This is a genomic window from Clostridioides sp. ES-S-0108-01, assembly GCF_020662285.1.
GTDB lineage: Bacteria > Bacillota > Clostridia > Peptostreptococcales > Peptostreptococcaceae > Clostridioides.
Map to the genome: position 1 here is coordinate 87507 of NZ_JADGMN010000011.1, position 17085 is coordinate 104591.

General features: G+C 38.3%; 16 protein-coding genes and 2 pseudogenes. 17 read left to right on the forward strand and 1 reads right to left on the reverse strand.

Going from position 1 to position 17085, the window contains the following annotated elements; all coding sequences use genetic code 11:
* Positions 1-52 precede the first annotated feature (52 nt).
* The 8 genes and pseudogenes from IR152_RS11880 to IR152_RS11915 all read left to right on the forward strand — a co-directional run bounded on the left by IR152_RS11880 (position 53) and on the right by IR152_RS11915 (position 8276).
* Entirely contained in the window at positions 53-349 is a 297-nt protein-coding gene (locus IR152_RS11880) for a conjugal transfer protein (protein WP_227452179.1), read from the forward strand.
* A complete protein-coding gene (locus tag IR152_RS11885; protein WP_227452180.1) occupies positions 268-771 on the forward strand; it encodes an antirestriction protein ArdA in 504 nt (167 codons plus the stop codon). Before IR152_RS11880 ends, IR152_RS11885 begins: the two co-directional genes overlap by 82 nt.
* Positions 772-787: 16 nt before the next feature.
* Positions 788-1291 (forward strand): antirestriction protein ArdA, encoded by a 504-nt coding sequence (locus tag IR152_RS11890; protein ID WP_227452181.1) that lies wholly within the window; start codon positions 788-790, stop codon positions 1289-1291.
* A 109-nt stretch (positions 1292-1400) separates the two neighbouring features.
* The gene (locus IR152_RS11895) at positions 1401-1790 is read left to right on the forward strand and encodes a conjugal transfer protein (RefSeq protein WP_227452182.1); all 390 of its coding nucleotides are present in this window, start codon (positions 1401-1403) and stop codon (positions 1788-1790) included.
* Positions 1777-4227, forward strand: coding sequence for an ATP-binding protein (locus IR152_RS11900; protein ID WP_227452183.1), 2451 nt, complete (start codon positions 1777-1779; stop codon positions 4225-4227). The genes IR152_RS11895 and IR152_RS11900 overlap by 14 nt, the downstream gene beginning before the upstream one ends.
* Positions 4227-6362 carry a type IV secretion system protein gene (locus IR152_RS11905; RefSeq protein ID WP_227452184.1) on the forward strand — a complete coding sequence of 712 codons (2136 nt, stop codon included), beginning with the start codon at positions 4227-4229 and terminating at the stop codon, positions 6360-6362. The genes IR152_RS11900 and IR152_RS11905 overlap by 1 nt, the downstream gene beginning before the upstream one ends.
* A pseudogene (locus IR152_RS11910) lies at positions 6359-7367 on the forward strand (lysozyme family protein). The gene IR152_RS11905 and the pseudogene IR152_RS11910 overlap by 4 nt, the downstream one beginning before the upstream one ends.
* A gap of 15 nt (positions 7368-7382) precedes the next feature.
* The gene (locus IR152_RS11915; protein ID WP_227452185.1) at positions 7383-8276 is read left to right on the forward strand and encodes a conjugal transfer protein; all 894 of its coding nucleotides are present in this window, start codon (positions 7383-7385) and stop codon (positions 8274-8276) included.
* 40 nt (positions 8277-8316) lie between these two features.
* On the opposite strand, the gene IR152_RS11920 is transcribed toward IR152_RS11915, so the two are convergent.
* Complete coding sequence (locus IR152_RS11920; RefSeq protein ID WP_227452186.1) at positions 8317-9168, reverse strand: LysR family transcriptional regulator; 852 nt, start codon at positions 9166-9168, stop codon at positions 8317-8319.
* A 131-nt stretch (positions 9169-9299) separates the two neighbouring features.
* On the opposite strand from IR152_RS11920, the gene IR152_RS11925 reads away from it, so the two are divergent.
* The 9 genes and pseudogenes from IR152_RS11925 (at position 9300) to IR152_RS11965 (ending at position 16967) form a co-directional block, all read left to right on the forward strand.
* Positions 9300-9824, forward strand: coding sequence for a DUF4865 family protein (locus IR152_RS11925; protein ID WP_227452187.1), 525 nt, complete (start codon positions 9300-9302; stop codon positions 9822-9824).
* A 324-nt stretch (positions 9825-10148) separates the two neighbouring features.
* Positions 10149-11096: an AraC family transcriptional regulator gene (locus IR152_RS11930; RefSeq protein WP_413927497.1), complete on the forward strand. Its 948-nt coding sequence runs from the start codon at positions 10149-10151 to the stop codon at positions 11094-11096.
* A gap of 18 nt (positions 11097-11114) precedes the next feature.
* Positions 11115-11549 carry a DUF3788 domain-containing protein gene (locus IR152_RS11935; RefSeq protein ID WP_227452189.1) on the forward strand — a complete coding sequence of 145 codons (435 nt, stop codon included), beginning with the start codon at positions 11115-11117 and terminating at the stop codon, positions 11547-11549.
* 367 nt (positions 11550-11916) lie between these two features.
* Positions 11917-12344 (forward strand): annotated as a pseudogene (locus IR152_RS11940) (RNA polymerase sigma factor).
* Positions 12337-12564: a helix-turn-helix domain-containing protein gene (locus tag IR152_RS11945; RefSeq protein ID WP_044822746.1), complete on the forward strand. Its 228-nt coding sequence runs from the start codon at positions 12337-12339 to the stop codon at positions 12562-12564. Before IR152_RS11940 ends, IR152_RS11945 begins: the two are co-directional and overlap by 8 nt.
* 659 nt (positions 12565-13223) lie before the next feature.
* Positions 13224-14837 carry a recombinase family protein gene (locus tag IR152_RS11950; RefSeq protein ID WP_227452191.1) on the forward strand — a complete coding sequence of 538 codons (1614 nt, stop codon included), beginning with the start codon at positions 13224-13226 and terminating at the stop codon, positions 14835-14837.
* A gap of 247 nt (positions 14838-15084) precedes the next feature.
* Entirely contained in the window at positions 15085-15414 is a 330-nt protein-coding gene (locus IR152_RS11955; RefSeq protein ID WP_227452192.1) for a hypothetical protein, read from the forward strand.
* A 146-nt stretch (positions 15415-15560) separates the two neighbouring features.
* A complete protein-coding gene (locus IR152_RS11960) occupies positions 15561-16634 on the forward strand; it encodes a DUF362 domain-containing protein (RefSeq protein WP_227452193.1) in 1074 nt (357 codons plus the stop codon).
* 69 nt (positions 16635-16703) lie between these two features.
* Positions 16704-16967 carry a hypothetical protein gene (locus IR152_RS11965; RefSeq protein WP_227452194.1) on the forward strand — a complete coding sequence of 88 codons (264 nt, stop codon included), beginning with the start codon at positions 16704-16706 and terminating at the stop codon, positions 16965-16967.
* Positions 16968-17085 lie beyond the last annotated feature (118 nt).

Genomic DNA, 17085 nt, shown 5'->3' on the forward strand with positions numbered 1-17085 from the left:
TCTTAGGATTGACTGCTTTTTCTATATCTAAATTTAAGATTGGAGTGATGATTTGAAAGATATATTTTCGGATATGCAGGCAACTATCGACTGTACCTATATTTCAGATTTGCTACATCATAAGCGTAAAGTATGGCATGAAATGAAGCGACTGAACCTTGCCGATTATCCACAGAAACAATTAGAAGATTTTTTAAAGTATGTGTTTGGTACAAACTACCAGACATTGACCGTTGTTATGGAACAACAGAAAGGACGTGAGGAACAATGCAGGAAACAAGGGTGCTGGTGGAAACGAGAGGAACAACTGGCGAAGAAACAACGTCATACTGGTTCGACCTGCCGATAGATGTTGCAGAGTTTGAAAAAAAGATAGGTGTCGGTGCAGAAAGTCAAGATTACCGCATTATTGAAAAGGTGTTGCCTTATGCTGATGATGTACACGAACATACCAGTATTTATCAACTGAACGAGCTGAATTTTATGTATCAGCGACTACCCGACTATATCAAAGAAGAATACAAACAACTTCTTTCTTATTATGAAAATCTGGAAGAACTCTACAATAACAGATACGGGGTTATCTCTTATCCAGACTGTAAGAGCATGATTGACGTTGCCCGTGTTAAGCTGGCGAATAGTCCTGCTTTTCAGAGCTTATCTGAAGATTGCCAGACTTATTATTTCGATTATGAAGAATACGCTAATCATTTGCAGGAAAACGGGCGTTTCTTGGAAACAGACCACGGTATCTTTGAGATACCGCTGTAAGAAATGAGGGTTGCTTATGATTGATGATATGAGGGTATATATTGCTAATCTTGGAAAATACAATGAGGGCTATCTGGTTGGCGACTGGTTCTCTTTCCCTATTGATGAGGACGACGTAAAAGAGCGTATCGGCTTGAATGAGCGATACGAAGAATACGCAATCCATGATACCGATAACTTTCCCATTGAGATTGGCGAATATATCTCTATCGAAGAATTAAATGAAATGTACGAACTGATTGAAGAATTGCCCGACTATATCATGGACGCATTGGACGAATTTATCAGCCACTTTGGGACACTGGAAGAAGTCGTGGAACACAAGGACGATATTTACTATTATCCCGACTGTGACGATATGACAGACGTTGCCTACTACTACATAGATGAATTGCAGGCATTGGGGGAAATACCCTCACAGTTACAGAATTATATTGACTATGAAGCCTACGGCAGAGATTTGGATATGGGCGGTTGCTTCATCACGACAAGCCGTGGTATCTGCGAGATACCATATTAAAGCTGGAAGATCAGCGACCTAACGGGTTGCTTCTGACAGCTTTTTCTATTGGGGACAGTCTGAAAACGGCTGTCCTTTTCCATTATGAGAAAGGAGTTGAAACGAAAACATGAAAAAGATTAAAAGCTACACGGGTATCTGGAACGTGGAAAAAGTCTTGTACGCAATAAATGACTTTAACCTGCCTTTTCCCGTTACTTTTACACAGATTACATGGTTTGTGATAACCGAGTTTATCATCATTCTATTTGGGGACTTACCACCTTTATCCATGATTGAGGGAGCATTTTTGAAATACTTTGGTATTCCCGTGGCTCTTACATGGTTTATGTCGCAAAAGACCTTTGACGGCAAGAAACCATACAGTTTTCTAAAGTCCATGATTACTTACGGACTTCGACCAAAACTGACTTATGCAGGAAAAGCCGTGAAACTGGATAAGCAGGTACTACATGAAAATATCACGGCAGTAAGGAGTATAAGCTATGTTCCCGATTAAATATATCGACAATAACCTTGTCTGGAACAAGGACAATGAGGTGTTCGCCTACTATGAGCTGATACCTTACAATTACAGTTTTCTATCCGCTGAACAGAAATTTATTGTGCATGACAGCTTCCGACAGCTTATCGTACAGTCCCGTGAGGGCAAGATACACGCCTTGCAGATTGCCACGGAAAGCTCAATCCGCAGTATGCAGGAGCAGTCAAAAAAGCTGGTTACGGGACGCTTGAAAGAAGTTGCCTACCAGAAGATAGATGAACAGACCGAAGCGTTAGTAAGCATGATTGGGGACAATCAAGTAGACTACCGCTTTTTTCTTGGCTTCAAGCTCATGGTAACAGACCAGAACATGAACCTAAAGACCATGAAGCAATCGGCGTTTCTGACATTCAAGGAGTTTATCCATGAAGTGAATCACACGCTGATGAATGACTTTGTTTCCATGCCGAATGATGAAATCAACCGCTATCTAAAAATGGAGAAGTTATTGGAAAATAAAATCAGCCGACGCTTCAAGGTGCGACGCTTGGAAACAAACGACTTCGGGTATCTGATTGAACATCTTTACGGCAGGGACGGTATCGCCTATGAAGATTATGAGTACAGCTTACCAAAGAAGAAACTGAAAAAGGAAACACTGATAAAGCACTATGACCTGATACGACCTACACGTTGCCTTGTGGAAGAAAGCCAGCGACATTTACGCTTGGAGCATGAGGACAGCGAAAGCTACGTTTCCTACTTTACCGTCAATGCGATTGTCGGCGAGCTTGATTTTCCGTCCAGTGAAATCTTCTACTTCCAGCAACAGCAGTTTACCTTTCCCGTTGATACCAGCATGAATGTAGAAATCGTGGAAAACCGAAAGGCGTTATCCACTGTCCGTAATAAGAAAAAGGAATTGAAAGACCTTGATAATCACGCCTATCAGTCTGGCAGTGAAACCAGCTCAAACGTGGTGGACGCATTAGACAGTGTGGACGAGCTGGAAACGGATTTAGACCAGTCAAAAGAAAGTATGTATAAGCTTTCTTATGTTATCCGTGTATCAGCTCCCAACCTTGACGAGCTGAAAAGACGCTGTGATGAAGTCAAGGACTTCTACGACGATTTGAACGTCAAGCTGGTGCGTCCTGCTGGCGATATGTTAGGACTTCACTCGGAATTTCTACCAGCCAGCAAGCGTTACATCAATGATTATGTGCAGTATGTAAAAAGTGATTTTTTAGCAGGGCTTGGCTTTGGAGCAACACAGCAATTAGGGGAAAATACGGGCATCTATATTGGTTATTCCGTTGATACGGGACGCAATGTATATCTGCAACCGTCCCTTGCCAGTCAAGGTGTAAAAGGTACGGTTACAAATGCCCTTGCTTCTGCCTTTGTAGGAAGTCTTGGCGGTGGAAAATCATTCTGTAACAACCTGCTTGTCTATTATTCTGTGCTGTTTGGCGGTCAAGCGGTAATCTTAGACCCGAAAAGTGAGCGTGGCAACTGGAAAGAAACGCTCCCAGAAATCGCCCATGAAATCAATATCGTGAACCTAACCAGCGATAGAGAAAATGCAGGGCTTCTTGACCCGTTCGTAATTATGCAGAATGTCAAAGACGCTGAAAGTCTGGCAATCGACATACTCACATTCCTTACGGGTATTTCCTCAAGGGACGGCGAGAAGTTCCCCGTTCTTAGAAAAGCGGTGCGTGCCGTTACCCAGAGCGACCAGCGAGGATTGCTCCATGTGATTGAGGAATTACGAAAGGAAGATACGCCAGTATCAAGGAATATTGCCGACCATATCGACAGCTTTACAGACTATGATTTTGCACATCTGCTGTTTTCGGACGGTACGGTGGAAAATGCAATCAGTTTAGACAACCAGCTCAACATCATTCAAGTAGCCGACTTGGTACTGCCAGACAAGGACACGACCTTTGAGGAATACACGACCATTGAATTACTGTCCGTTTCCATGCTGATTGTAATTAGTACCTTTGCCTTAGATTTCATTCACAGTGATAGGTCAATCTTTAAAATCGTGGACTTGGACGAAGCATGGGCGTTCTTAAATGTGGCACAAGGCGAAACGCTCTCAAACAAGCTGGTGCGTGCTGGTCGTGCTATGCAGGCAGGTGTCTACTTTGTAACGCAATCTTCGGGCGACGTGTCAAAGGAAAGTCTGAAAAATAATATCGGTCTAAAATTCGCTTTCCGTTCTACTGACATTAACGAGATAAAGCAGACCCTTGAATTTTTCAGCATTGACAAAGAGGACGAGAACAACCAGAAGCGATTGCGTGATTTGGAAAACGGACAATGCCTATTACAAGATTTATACGGACGTGTGGGCGTGGTGCAGATACACCCAGTTTTTGAAGAATTACTGCACGCCTTTGATACCAGACCGCCGATACAGAGAAATGAGGTGGAATGATGAAAGAAAGGATAAAAGGTGCGTTCACAAGAAGAAAGATATTCCACTTTCCCAAAATGGCTCTGTTTGTCGTGGTACTGTCCCTTATCCTGCTTTCAGTCTTGGGAACGGTGGCACACGCTACGGGACTTGTGGACGACACTATCAATACCGAAAATCTGTACTCTAAATATCCGTTAAGCAACTATCAGCTTGATTTCTATGTGGATAATAGCTGGTCGTGGCTACCGTGGAACTGGCTGGACGGTATCGGAAAATCGGTGCAATACGGGCTGTACTGCATTACTAATTTCGTCTGGACTATTAGCTTGTATTTAAGCAATGCCACGGGCTATGTGGTGCAGGAAGCCTATAAGTTAGATTTCATCAATGATATGGCAGACAGTATTGGAAAAAGCATACAGACCCTTGCAGGTGTTACCGAAAACGGCTTTTCAACTTCTGGCTTTTATGTGGGCTTCCTACTTCTGATTATTTTAGTGGTAGGTATCTATGTAGCCTATACGGGACTGATAAAGCGAGAAACCAGCAAGGCACTACACGCCGTTATCAACTTTGTTGTGGTGTTTCTGGTATCGGCTTCTTTCATTGCCTATGCACCCGACTACATAAAGAAAGTGAATGAATTTTCATCAGACATCAGTACCGCTTCTTTAGACTTAGGAACAAAAATCATGCTTCCCGACAGCGACAGCAAAGGCAAGGACAGTGTGGACTTGATAAGGGACAGCCTATTTTCCATACAAGTACAACAGCCGTGGCTACTCTTACAGTTTGGCAACAGCGATATAGAGGAAATTGGTTCTGACCGTGTGGAAGCTCTGGTATCGGCAAGCCCAGAGGATGAGGACGGCGAAACAAGAGAAAATGTGGTAAAGACGGAGATTGAGGACAACGACAACAACAATCTGACGATACCGCAGGTCGTGAACCGTTTAGGCATGGTATTCTTCCTGCTTATCTTCAACTTAGGGATAACTGTATTTGTATTTCTGCTTACGGGTATGATGTTGTTCAGCCAAATACTTTTTATTATCTTCGCTATGTTCCTGCCTATCAGTTTTCTACTAAGTATGATACCGAGCTATGAAAGCATGGCAAAGCAGGCAATCGTCCGTGTATTCAATACGATTATGACAAGAGCTGGTATTACGCTGATTGTAACGGTAGCTTTTAGTATTTCCAGTATGTTCTACAACATATCTACGGACTACCCGTTCTTTATGGTGGCGTTCTTGCAGATAGTGTGTTTTGCAGGTATCTATATGAAGCTGGGCGACTTGATGAGTATGTTCTCTTTAAATGCTAGTGACAGTCAAAGCATGGGACGCCGAATATTCCGCAGACCGTATCTGTTCATGCGACATAGAGCTAGACGTATGGAACATCGACTTGCAAGGGCTGTTAGTGCTGGTGGTGTCGCTGGTGCGGTAGCTGGCGGTGTCGTTGCCAGTTCTAAATCTACACGCCAGAATGGAACAAAGGGCAATCGTGGAAATGCAAGTTCCAGCATGGGACAGAAAGCTGGTTCTGCCGTTGGTGCTGTCCTTGATACGAAAAACAAGGTCAAGGATAAGGCAACCGCTGTCAAAGAAAATATCAAGGATATGCCGACACAGACCGCCTATGCGGTTCACTCTGCCAAAGAAAAGGCAAAGTCCAGCGTGTCCGACTTCAAACGTGGCGTGGTGCAGGAAAAGGAAAATCGCCAGTCTGAACGTTTAGAAAAGCAACAGCTCCATAGACAGAATATCGCCGACAAACGTATGGAACTTCAAAAAGCACAGGAAGCAAGGCAGGCAGGTAAGAAAACGGACGGATCAGCGACAAGCGGAGCTACCCGTCCCCATGAAAGACCAGCTACCACTTCTAAGGTCAATGTAGAAAAACAGCAGGAAGTCAAACGTCCTGCCACAGCTTCTACGGTTAAAAATGATGAACCTATCAAGAAAAATGTTGTCAAGGAACGTCCGCTATCTTCTGGTGGTTCATCAGCAAAGACCGTCAATCAAGAAACCGTAAGGCAGAATTACAAGACTGACCGTGTTGTGAAAACAACCACACAAAAGCAAACACAGCAGAGTATCGAGAAGAACAAGCGAACCCTATTTAAGAAAGGACAAAGGAAGAAATGAAACTAAGACATATCGCTATTATTGGCAGTCTGTTTCCTATCCTCTTTTCTATTGTGCTGTTCTTTGGAGTTCTGATTAGTGCCGAGGACGACGACGGGAACGGTGGTTATTCTTCCAGTTATGCAGGCATGAACCTATCTACCGAGGTGTTGAAACATCAGCCTATGGTAGAAAAGTATGCCAAAGAAAACGGTATTTCCGAGTATGTCAATATCCTGCTGGCAATCATACAAGTGGAAAGTGGCGGTACAGCCGAGGACGTTATGCAAAGCTCGGAAAGTCTGGGACTACCGCCTAACTCACTAGATACGGAAAGCTCAATCAAGCAGGGGGTGTAAATATTTTGCGTCCCTGCTTTCTTCCTGCAAAAATCAAGGTATCAGTGATATAAATGTCGTGATACAATCCTATAACTATGGCGGTGGCTATGTTGGCTATGTGGCAGGAAACGGAAAAAAGCATACGTTCAACCTTGCAGAAAACTTCGCAAGGGATAAGTCGGGCGGTCAAAAAGTAACCTATACGAACCCTATCGCTGTAGCAAAAAACGGGGGCTGGCGTTACGGTTATGGAAATATGTTCTATGTGGAGCTTGTGAATCAGTACCTTATCGTCAATCAAGTATCGGGCGAGCTGGCACAAAAGATAATGAATGAAGCGTTGAAATATCAAGGCTGGAAGTATGTGTATGGTGGCAGTAACCCGAACACTTCTTTTGATTGTTCGGGATTGGTACAGTGGTGCTATGGCAAGGCTGGTATCTCTTTACCGAGAACGGCACAAACGCAGTATGACGCAACACAGCATATCCCACTGTCGCAAGCAAAGGCTGGCGATTTAGTCTTTTTCCACAGTACAGACAATGCAGGAAGCTATGTAACCCATGTCGGTATCTATGTAGGAAATAATCAGATGTATCATGCAGGCGACCCTATCGGATATGCCGACCTCAATAATGCCTATTGGCAACAGCACTTGATTTGTGCTGGAAGAATAAAACAGTAGAAAGGATTGGAAACCATGTTTAAAAAGAAAGAAAAACCAGTAAAAGAAAAAAAGGTGCGTACTGTAAAAGTAGGTACACATAAGAAATCTGTGATTGCTCTGTGGGTGGTGCTTATCGCAAGCGTGAGCTTTGGCGTGTATAAGAACTTTACCGCTATTGATATGCACACGGTACATGAAACAGAAACCATTCAGCTAAAATTGAACGACACCAACGGGATTGAAAATTTCGTCAAAAACTTTGCGAAGTCCTACTACACATGGGACAACAGCAAAGAAGCTATCGAAGCAAGGACGCAGGCTATCAGCGGTTATTTGACAAAGGAATTGCAGGACTTGAACCTTGATACCATAAGAACAGATATACCGACCAGCTCCACCGTTACGAATGTGCTGATTTGGGATATAGAACAGTCTGGAACGGACGATTTTATTGCTACCTACGAAGTAGATCAGCAGATAAAAGAGGGCGAACAGACAACGAATGTCAAGGCGACCTATACCGTCAAAGTCCATGTGGATAAAGACGGCGATATGGTAATCATTCAGAACCCAACCCTTGCACCAGCGATTGAGAAATCCAACTATGAACCAAAGGCACAAGAAGCAGACGCAAGTGTGGACGCTGATACCGTGAATGACGCTACGGCATTTTTAGAAACATTCTTTAAGCTGTACCCGACAGCAACCGAAAAAGAACTTGCCTACTATGTAGCTGGCAATGTGCTTGAACCTATCGGTAGGGACTACCTTTATTCTGAATTAGTCAATCCCGTATTTACGGCTGACGGGGACAATGTGAAAGTCAAGGTTGCCGTGAAATTCATAGACAATCAGACAAAGGCAACGCAAGTATCACAGTTTGAGCTAGTGCTACATAAGGATAGTAACTGGAAAATTGTAAGATAACATAGTAAAAGGCAGATACACCGTGCCGTGGTTATCTGCCTTAGTTGTTATCTATTTTAAATTGTTTTTTTAGAATGTCCTTTAAAGCAAAATATTCTGACGGAAGCTTATTCATAGCAATCCACATATGAATTGATGTATATTGCAAATCTTCAATATAGAAGCTATTGATATTTTGTTTATCTGCTAAAATATATTTTGGTAATAATGATATTCCACCGCCCATAGCAACGGTATTAAGAATTGCTTCTACAGTATCTAATTCAATTATCATTGGTGATTTCGATTGATGTAAGTTCCACCAATCCAAAAGAGCTTTTCTGTAGGGGCAGGACTTGATATTATTTATGATAATTGGATATGTAAAAATATCATTTATGGAATTGCAGGAGCATGGAGTTGCGAGCATTAAATTTTCTTGAAACTCCAAAATCTGCTTACCTTGTGTAATATTGTGGGTACTGTTAGTGATTATACAATCTAATAGTCCATTAGATAGACTCTGGTCTAATTCGTCTTGGTTTAGTGTGGAAACTGACAATGACACATTTGGAAACTGTTTTTGATATTCAATGATACATTTGGGCAATAAATAACCAGCTATTGTCTGTGTTGTGCCAATTTTTAAAGTTTTAGGATTGTTCTGAAAAGATTGTAACGTCTTATCTAGTAAAGAGATTATCTTTTCTGCTTGATACAGTAATTTTTCTCCATCTTTTGTGAGGGTTACGCCTTTGCTATGGCGAATGAATAGTGTCGTGTTTAATTCGCTTTCCAGTTTTTTGATATGTGCAGTAATATTAGATTGAACATACCCCATACTTTCAGCAGTTTTTGATATTGATTTTGTATGAGCAACTTCTCTAAATATTCTAAGTTCCAGACTTTCCATAATAGCACCTCCATTATTATTTAAAATGATATCTATCATCATTTACAACTATTATACACATAACGAACTAAAATGTATAATTAAATTGTAATTTGAAGCAGAATAGCTGATAAAGAAAGAAGGGAAAAATAATGATTGCTATGCAATATAAGATTTCACTACCAGATAACTACGACATGAACGTGATTAGACAGCGAGTAGCTGATAATGGACATAGAACGGATGGCTTTCAGAATTTGATATTTAAAGCATACCTCATATCTGAAAAAAAAGATTCTTCAAGGAGTTGTAATGAGTATTCTCCACTATATGTATGGAAGAATAATGAAGGTATGAACAAATTCATTTTTGATGGTTATTATGATAATATTTTGAGTTCATTCGGTTGGCAAAAAATAAATATAGGTATTCCAATAACATGTTGTTTGGGAAAAGACTTTAATCTGTCAAAGTTTGCTCTTGAAATTGAACATGAAATTACACCAATGGAACAAATGAAAGCTATAAATTTTTCATTGGATAAAGATGATTGTACAGGTAAAGTGTTAATATATAATCCAGACAAATGGAAATATGTAGAATACTATTTCTATAAAGATAGACCTATTAAAAAAACTATTGGAAAAATTTATTCAATATTGCATTTGTCACAATAAAATATGTTTTGAAATATTGAACTTAAATATGTAAAAAAACAAATGCAACTGGCTATGGGGCTATATCTATTAAAAGGCTATGTGATAGGTTGGGGTTGAATTTAAACATTACTTCTAAAAGGCATAAATATACAAGGCTGACAATCATTTTTTCAAAAAGGAACAGCCCATAATTTTCAGAATGACTGCAAAATCTGGTATATATTACTATTTTCTTACAAGATAATGGCATTGTATGACAAGCCGTACAAAAAATTATCATGTATACTTTGATTATAAATTATACAAGGAGGTACTGATATGTACGCATATGAAAATATTGAAATGTCATTAAATTATATTGAACAACATTTAAGTGAAAAAATCGAAACAGAAAAACTGGCGGAAATCGCCTGTCTTTCTACATTTTATTACCAACGTTTATTCAAAAGATTAGTTAAGAAATCAGTGCAAGAGTATATCAAGCTTCGTCGTTTAGCAATGGTAATAACAGAATTAAATAATTCAGAAGAAAGAATATTAGACATAGCTTTAAAATACGGATTTTCAGACCATGCTAATTTTACAAGAGCATTTAAAGAAGTTTACCATATTACTCCTGATGAATACAGAAAGAGTGTTCCTATGTTAAATACATTTGACAAACCAGAACTTTCTTCCCGTTATATTATGATTGATGAAAATGTTCCATTGATTGTAGGGAATATTGTTTTGGAGATTCAAAGGAAAACATTAAGAACAAGGGAAATGTATTTTGGTTTTGAAAAAACAGTAAATGTTACTGAACAAATTCCTGTTGGAGAAAGTACGGGAATTGATGTTCCAGGTCAGCTATGGCGTGAATTTCATGCAAAGAAACTGCAAACCGAAAGTGCCATTTTTAACAATGGTATTGAGCTTGGTGTATCTCATTCAGCAAGTCCAGATAAAGGAACGTTCCTTTACTTTGTAGGAGGTATGGTTTCATCAATAGATGTATGTCCTAAAAATATGGTACAACACACATTACCAGCAGGTGAGTATGTTGTATGCAGAATTGAGGCAGAATCTTTTGAAGAACTTGTTACCACTGCTTTAAATCAAGCAAATAAGTATCTGTTTGAAACATGGCTTCCAAATCATAAATTGATTACAAAGCCGTTCATGGCAGAAAAATATTACAAAGGAAGTGCAGATATTAGTTATATGGAAATATGGGTGATTCCTGTGGAAATAGGAAATGCTGAAAAGGAATTATCCAATGTCAATGGAAATAAGACAGAAAACCTATAAAGGAGAGTATAGTCCGTTGTGATAAATATAAAGGATATAAATTATGCACCTAATATTAGTGAAATAAGCGGTTATATTGAGAGCCCTATATTTGATGAGTTCTATCAGTATATGAACGATAAATATAAAGCGGTTTGTAAAATCGAATACAGTAAAGATGTCTGGGCACGTGGTTGGAATGTGAAATTTAGAAAATCTGGAAAATCATTGTGTGTTATCTATCCTAAGAAAAACTATTTTACTGTATTGGTGGTCGTGGGTAATAAAGAGAAAGAACATGTCGAAAACTTGTTACCTCAATTTTCTGAATATATACAGAAAATCTATCACAATACTAGAGAGGGAAATGGACAAAAGTGGCTTATGATAGATATAATTTCTAAGAATACCTCATATCAAGATGTATTGAGACTTATTGATATTCGTTATGCCCAAAAAGGTATAATCCCCTAATGAAAATATATCACACTACTTTTGAACACAAACAATATTATTGTTGTAACAAGTGTCCTGTTTAATTACAGAAAATCAAGATTTTAGATATTTAACGCACTGCTTTAAGGGGGCTTGCATTATGGAATATTTTAAGAAATCTACAAAAACATCAAGCTCAATTTAGCAGTACAACACTTACAATTACAACTGAATATGCCAGAGCTTTAGCTCGCACAAACACTATGTTTTGTGCGGGCTTTTTTATTGCTCAAAATAATTTCAACTTTTTTCTGAAATCCTGCAACAAATCACACCTTGCCGTACAGATATGGTGCGGAAAGAGGGATAAACACTTTTCACGTCATAACGGAAAGGGGGTGTGATTATGAAACCGTCGGACTTCCAAAAGACAGTACAATGTCAATTCGACTGCAAGCTAAAACGTGTAGTCAAGAACATTGTACGAAATTACCGAAAGGAATTAAGGCGACGCAGGAATAAGGAAATCTCATTCTGTGAGCTTCCAGAAATCGTTGTTGAAAAGCTGGCTGTCTGGGACGAGTACGAAAGCGACTACACAGCTTTTGATGTATGTGGTATTGAAATCCGTGTACTTGATGATGAATTAGCGGACGCTCTCAAAGCTCTTTCAGAAAAAGACAGAACATTGTATTGATGTATTTCTTTCTTGGCATGAGCGATGCAGAAATCGGCGACAAGATGAAAATTGACCGTTCAACGTCATTTCGTATTAGGAAAAGCTCACTTGATAAAATTGGAAAAAAGTTAAAGGAGAACACGGAAAATGAATAAAACACACCCGTCATTTTATCTTATTTCGTCGGCTGTGGACGGTAATATAAATTCTATTGAGAAGCTATTGCAGTTCTACGAACCATACATATCAAAATGCTGTTTACGTCCCTTCTATGATGAATACGGAAATGTCTGTGTTGTCGTAGATATGGAATTAAAAGGGCGTATCAGAGAAGCTCTATTGAAGATGATTTGTGAATTTGAGATAGAGGAATAATCAGCAGTTGCCAGCAGAGCATGATTTGTTCAATCCCCTCTTTCCTGCTCTGCTCCTGCTTTTACACATGAGAGCCTTTATAGGTTTTCTCCAACTGTTCTTTGAAAATTGAATAAAGCAGACAGATACGTTTGTGAGATAGCGAGCCACGGGAACTGTACGCCATGACCTTTCCATAAGGGAAGCGAGCGACCCACGTAGTGATCCGAGAGCAACCGTTGGAAAGGTTGCTTTGCCACGACCTATACTCACAGAATAATGATACGTCCGCATGGTGCGGTTCTGCCCACAAGAATGGGAATAGTTGAGATACTAACGGAGCTTTCCGAAGCCGTCTGTCTGCTTATGAAATGACACACAGAAAGGGGGGATTATTATTGAAACCATTAAAAAACAAGATATAAACATTTCACTGAGAAAAAAAGCATCTAAAAGAAATGCAAAGACAAGAATTATTGTAAAAGAACATTTTGCAAAACAAGGCAAAAATCTTGAAGAATTGCTAACTGATATTATCGTAGAAAAAGCGAAGCGTATTTCAATGTAAAATTACCTGTATTGATAAATTTTTATTGAGCTATGAAATCAACCAATGGTATAATGTGCTTGCAAGCAAGTATTGTAATCATGGGTTGGTTATAAAGGAGGATAACTGACAAATGAAACAACAGATTTACAATACTGCACTTTATCTTAGGTTGAGCCGTGATGATGAATTACAGGGTGAAAGCTCCAGTATCACGACACAGAGAAGTATGCTTCGCTTATATGCAAAAGAACACCATTTGAATGTGATTGATGAATACATTGATGATGGCTGGTCTGGAACGAACTTTGACAGACCCAATTTTCAACGAATGATTGAGGATATTGAAGTTGGTAAAATAAATTGTGTTGTAACAAAAGACCTTTCTCGTCTTGGAAGAAATTATATTATGACGGGACAATATACAGAGCTGTATTTTCCGAGCCATAATGTTCGCTACATTGCGATTGATGACGGTGTAGACAGTGAGAAAGGCGAAAGTGAGATTGCACCGTTTAAAAATATCATCAATGAATGGGTAGCAAGAGATACTAGCCGTAAAGTGAAGTCTGCATTTAAAACAAAGTTTGCAGAGGGAGCACATTACGGAGCTTATGCAAAGAGAGGGTATCGAAAACACCCAGAAATCAAAGGGAAGATTGTTCCAGACGATGAAACAAGGTGGATTGTTGAAAAGATATTCATGCTTGCTTATCAAGGTAATGGTGGTTCAAAAATAACAAAGCAGTTGATAACAGAAAAAGTCCCGACACCTGCATGGATAAACTTTCAACGATATGGAACATTTGCACACGTTTTTGAAAATGAACCAGAGAGCAAGCGTTATGCTTGGACGATTGCACAAGTTAAAAGTATTCTTAAAGATGAAATCTATATCGGAAACAGTGTACACAACAAGCAGTCTACGGTATCGTTTAAGAGCAGGAAAAAAGTACGAAAGCCCGAAAGTGAGTGGTTCAGAGTTGAGAATACACATGAAGCAATCATTGATAAAGAAGTGTTCTATCATGTGCAAGAGCAGATAAAATCAAGACGCAGACAAAGGAAAGACAGTACGACCCAGATATTTGCAGGTCTAGTCAAATGTGCCGATTGTGGCTGGTCTATGAGGTTTGGGACGAATAATACTAGCAAAACACCATATAGTTACTATGCGTGTAGCTTTTATGGACAGTTTGGAAAAGGCTATTGTTCCATGCATTACATACGTTATGATGTTCTGTATCAAGCTGTTTTGGAAAGACTGCAATATTGGGTTAATGCTGTTCAGCAGAACGAGGAAAAGGTCTTAAAGAAGATACAAAAAGCTGGCAATGCAGAGCGAATCAACACACGCAAGAAAACAACGTCCGCATTGAAAAAGGCGGAAAATCGACAGAAAGAAATAGACCGTCTGTTTATGAGAATGTATGAGGATAGAGCAGATGAAAAGATAACAGAGCGAAACTTTGTTATGCTCTCCAGCAAGTATCAGAAAGAACAAGTCGAGCTGGAAGAACAGATAGCAAACCTAAGTGAAGAATTAAGAAAAATGGAGCAGGAAATGATAGGTGCTGAAAAATGGATTGAGTTAATCAAGGAATGTTCAGTACCCAAAGAATTAAATGCTACATTATTAAATGCCATGATTGAGAAAATACTCATTCATGCTCCACAGACTAATGAGAGTGGAGAAAGAACACAAGAAATAGAGATTTATTATCGCTTTATTGGTAAAGTCGATTGATTATATGAAACCATATTTTTAACTAAGGGAAACCGGACAAAGCTATCCTGACATAACCTTTTTACCGCAACTCGCGACATATTTCAACATTACAGTTGATGAGTTAATATGCTATGAACCTCAAATGATGAAGGAAGATATTAATAAACTGTATAATAAACTGTGCAAAGACTTTACGGTTAAACCATTTGATGAAGTAATGTCTGAAATAAGAGAAATCATAAAAAAATATTATTCATGTTTTCCTTTGATTTTTCGGATGGGTCTTTTAATAGTTAATCACTATGATGTTGTAGATGAAAAAAAGCGTGAGCTATTAATTAGTGAAGCATTAGAAATATTTATTCGTATACAGGAAACTTGTAATGACATAGATATTTGCCGTCAAGCAAAAAGTATGGAGGCAACTTGTTATATATTGTTAAATCAACCCATACAAGTGATTGATTTATTGCAAAACAGCAATTTTCCCATGATAAATGAATCTATACTTCTTGCTCAGGGGCAAATGATGAATGGTCAAATTGATGAAGCAAGAGAAACATTTCAACTTGGGGCATATCAGAACCTTGTTTAGTATATAGAGTTTAAAGTAGTTAAGGACTAAAATAATATTGTTTTCATTAAATAAAGATAAGAATCTTTAATTGTGGTAAAATATACTAAAAATCATTTTAAAAGTGATAAAATTATTTTAAGTAAATATTTTAAAGGGGTGTAGATATGGAAAAGTCAAAAGTATATTTTTGTGATTTATACTCAAATTCGCAAAATAAAAATGTACCAAACAATGTAAGAAGATTATTTGATAAAGCAGGATTCAAAGATTTAATAGAAAAGAATGACCAAGTCGCAATTAAACTTCACTTTGGAGAAAAGGGAAATACTACATATATGAGTCCTGTGGCAGTTAGACAAGTGGTTGATAAGGTCAAAGACTGCGAAGGAAAGCCATTTTTAACAGATACAAATACACTGTATACAGGGAGTAGAACAAATTCTGTAGACCATCTTACAACTGCTATAGAAAATGGATTTGCTTATGCAGTTGTAAATGCACCAGTAATAATTGCAGATGGATTATATAGTAGAAATTATGAGAATGTAAAAATAGATAAAAAACATTTTGAAAGTGTAAAAATAGGTGGAGAAATTTATAATTCTTCTGCGATGATAGTAATGAGTCATTTTAAAGGTCATGAAGCAGCAGGTTTTGGAGGAGCATTAAAAAATCTAGCTATGGGATGTGCAAGTGCAGCAGGAAAGCAAATGCAACATTCTGATGTTACTCCAGTAGTAAAGGAAGAGAAGTGTATAGGTTGTGGAAAGTGTGTTAATTCTTGTCCTACAAAAGCTATAAGTATAGTAGATAAGAAGGCAATTATAGATTCTGATGTATGTTATGGATGTGGAGAATGTCCAACTGTCTGTCCAACTAGAGCAGTAACTATACAATGGGAAAGTGACTCAGATGTGTTTGTCGAAAAGATGGCAGAATACGCTTATGGAGCAGTATCAAACAAAAAAGATAAGGTAGGATATATAACTTTTGTTATGAATGTAACTCCACTTTGTGACTGTGTGCCTTGGTCAGGTAGACCAATTGCACATGATATAGGCATATTAGCATCAACAGACCCTGTAGCTATTGAACAAGCATGTTATGATTTGATTTGTAAGGAAATGGGTCATGATGTGTTCAAACATGAGCATCCTCATGTAAATGGAACTAGAATAATAGACTATGCATGTGAAATGGGTATGGGAAGTAAAGAATATGAATTAATAAAATTATAAGAATAGTAGGACTTAGATGCATATAATTATTGTAAGAGAAATTTAAAAGTATCAAAGGAGTATGCATTTATGAAAATTTACTATGAGAAAGAAAACAGCAAGAAAGCCAATGTAAACAATATTCCAAGTGTATTTGCATTTAATTTTCTAAGAAACTTTTTAACTAGCAAAGAGTATGAGGAAACTAGAAAAGAATATTTTATAAATAATTTAACAAAAAGTCAGGTTAATCAAGCTATGAAGGATTTAAAATGGTTGTTTAGAGAGTATGAAGGCTTAGAGGTTATTACAATTGAAAGCTTGGATGGCGTTAAGACAAGAATAGTTTTATAAATTAATAAGAATGATTCTTTAATAAAAAATACTGTTTTAATAATGATATGTATAAGATATTATACAAATACTATTTTAGAACAGTATTTTTTTGTTTAATAGTAAACCTATATAAAAA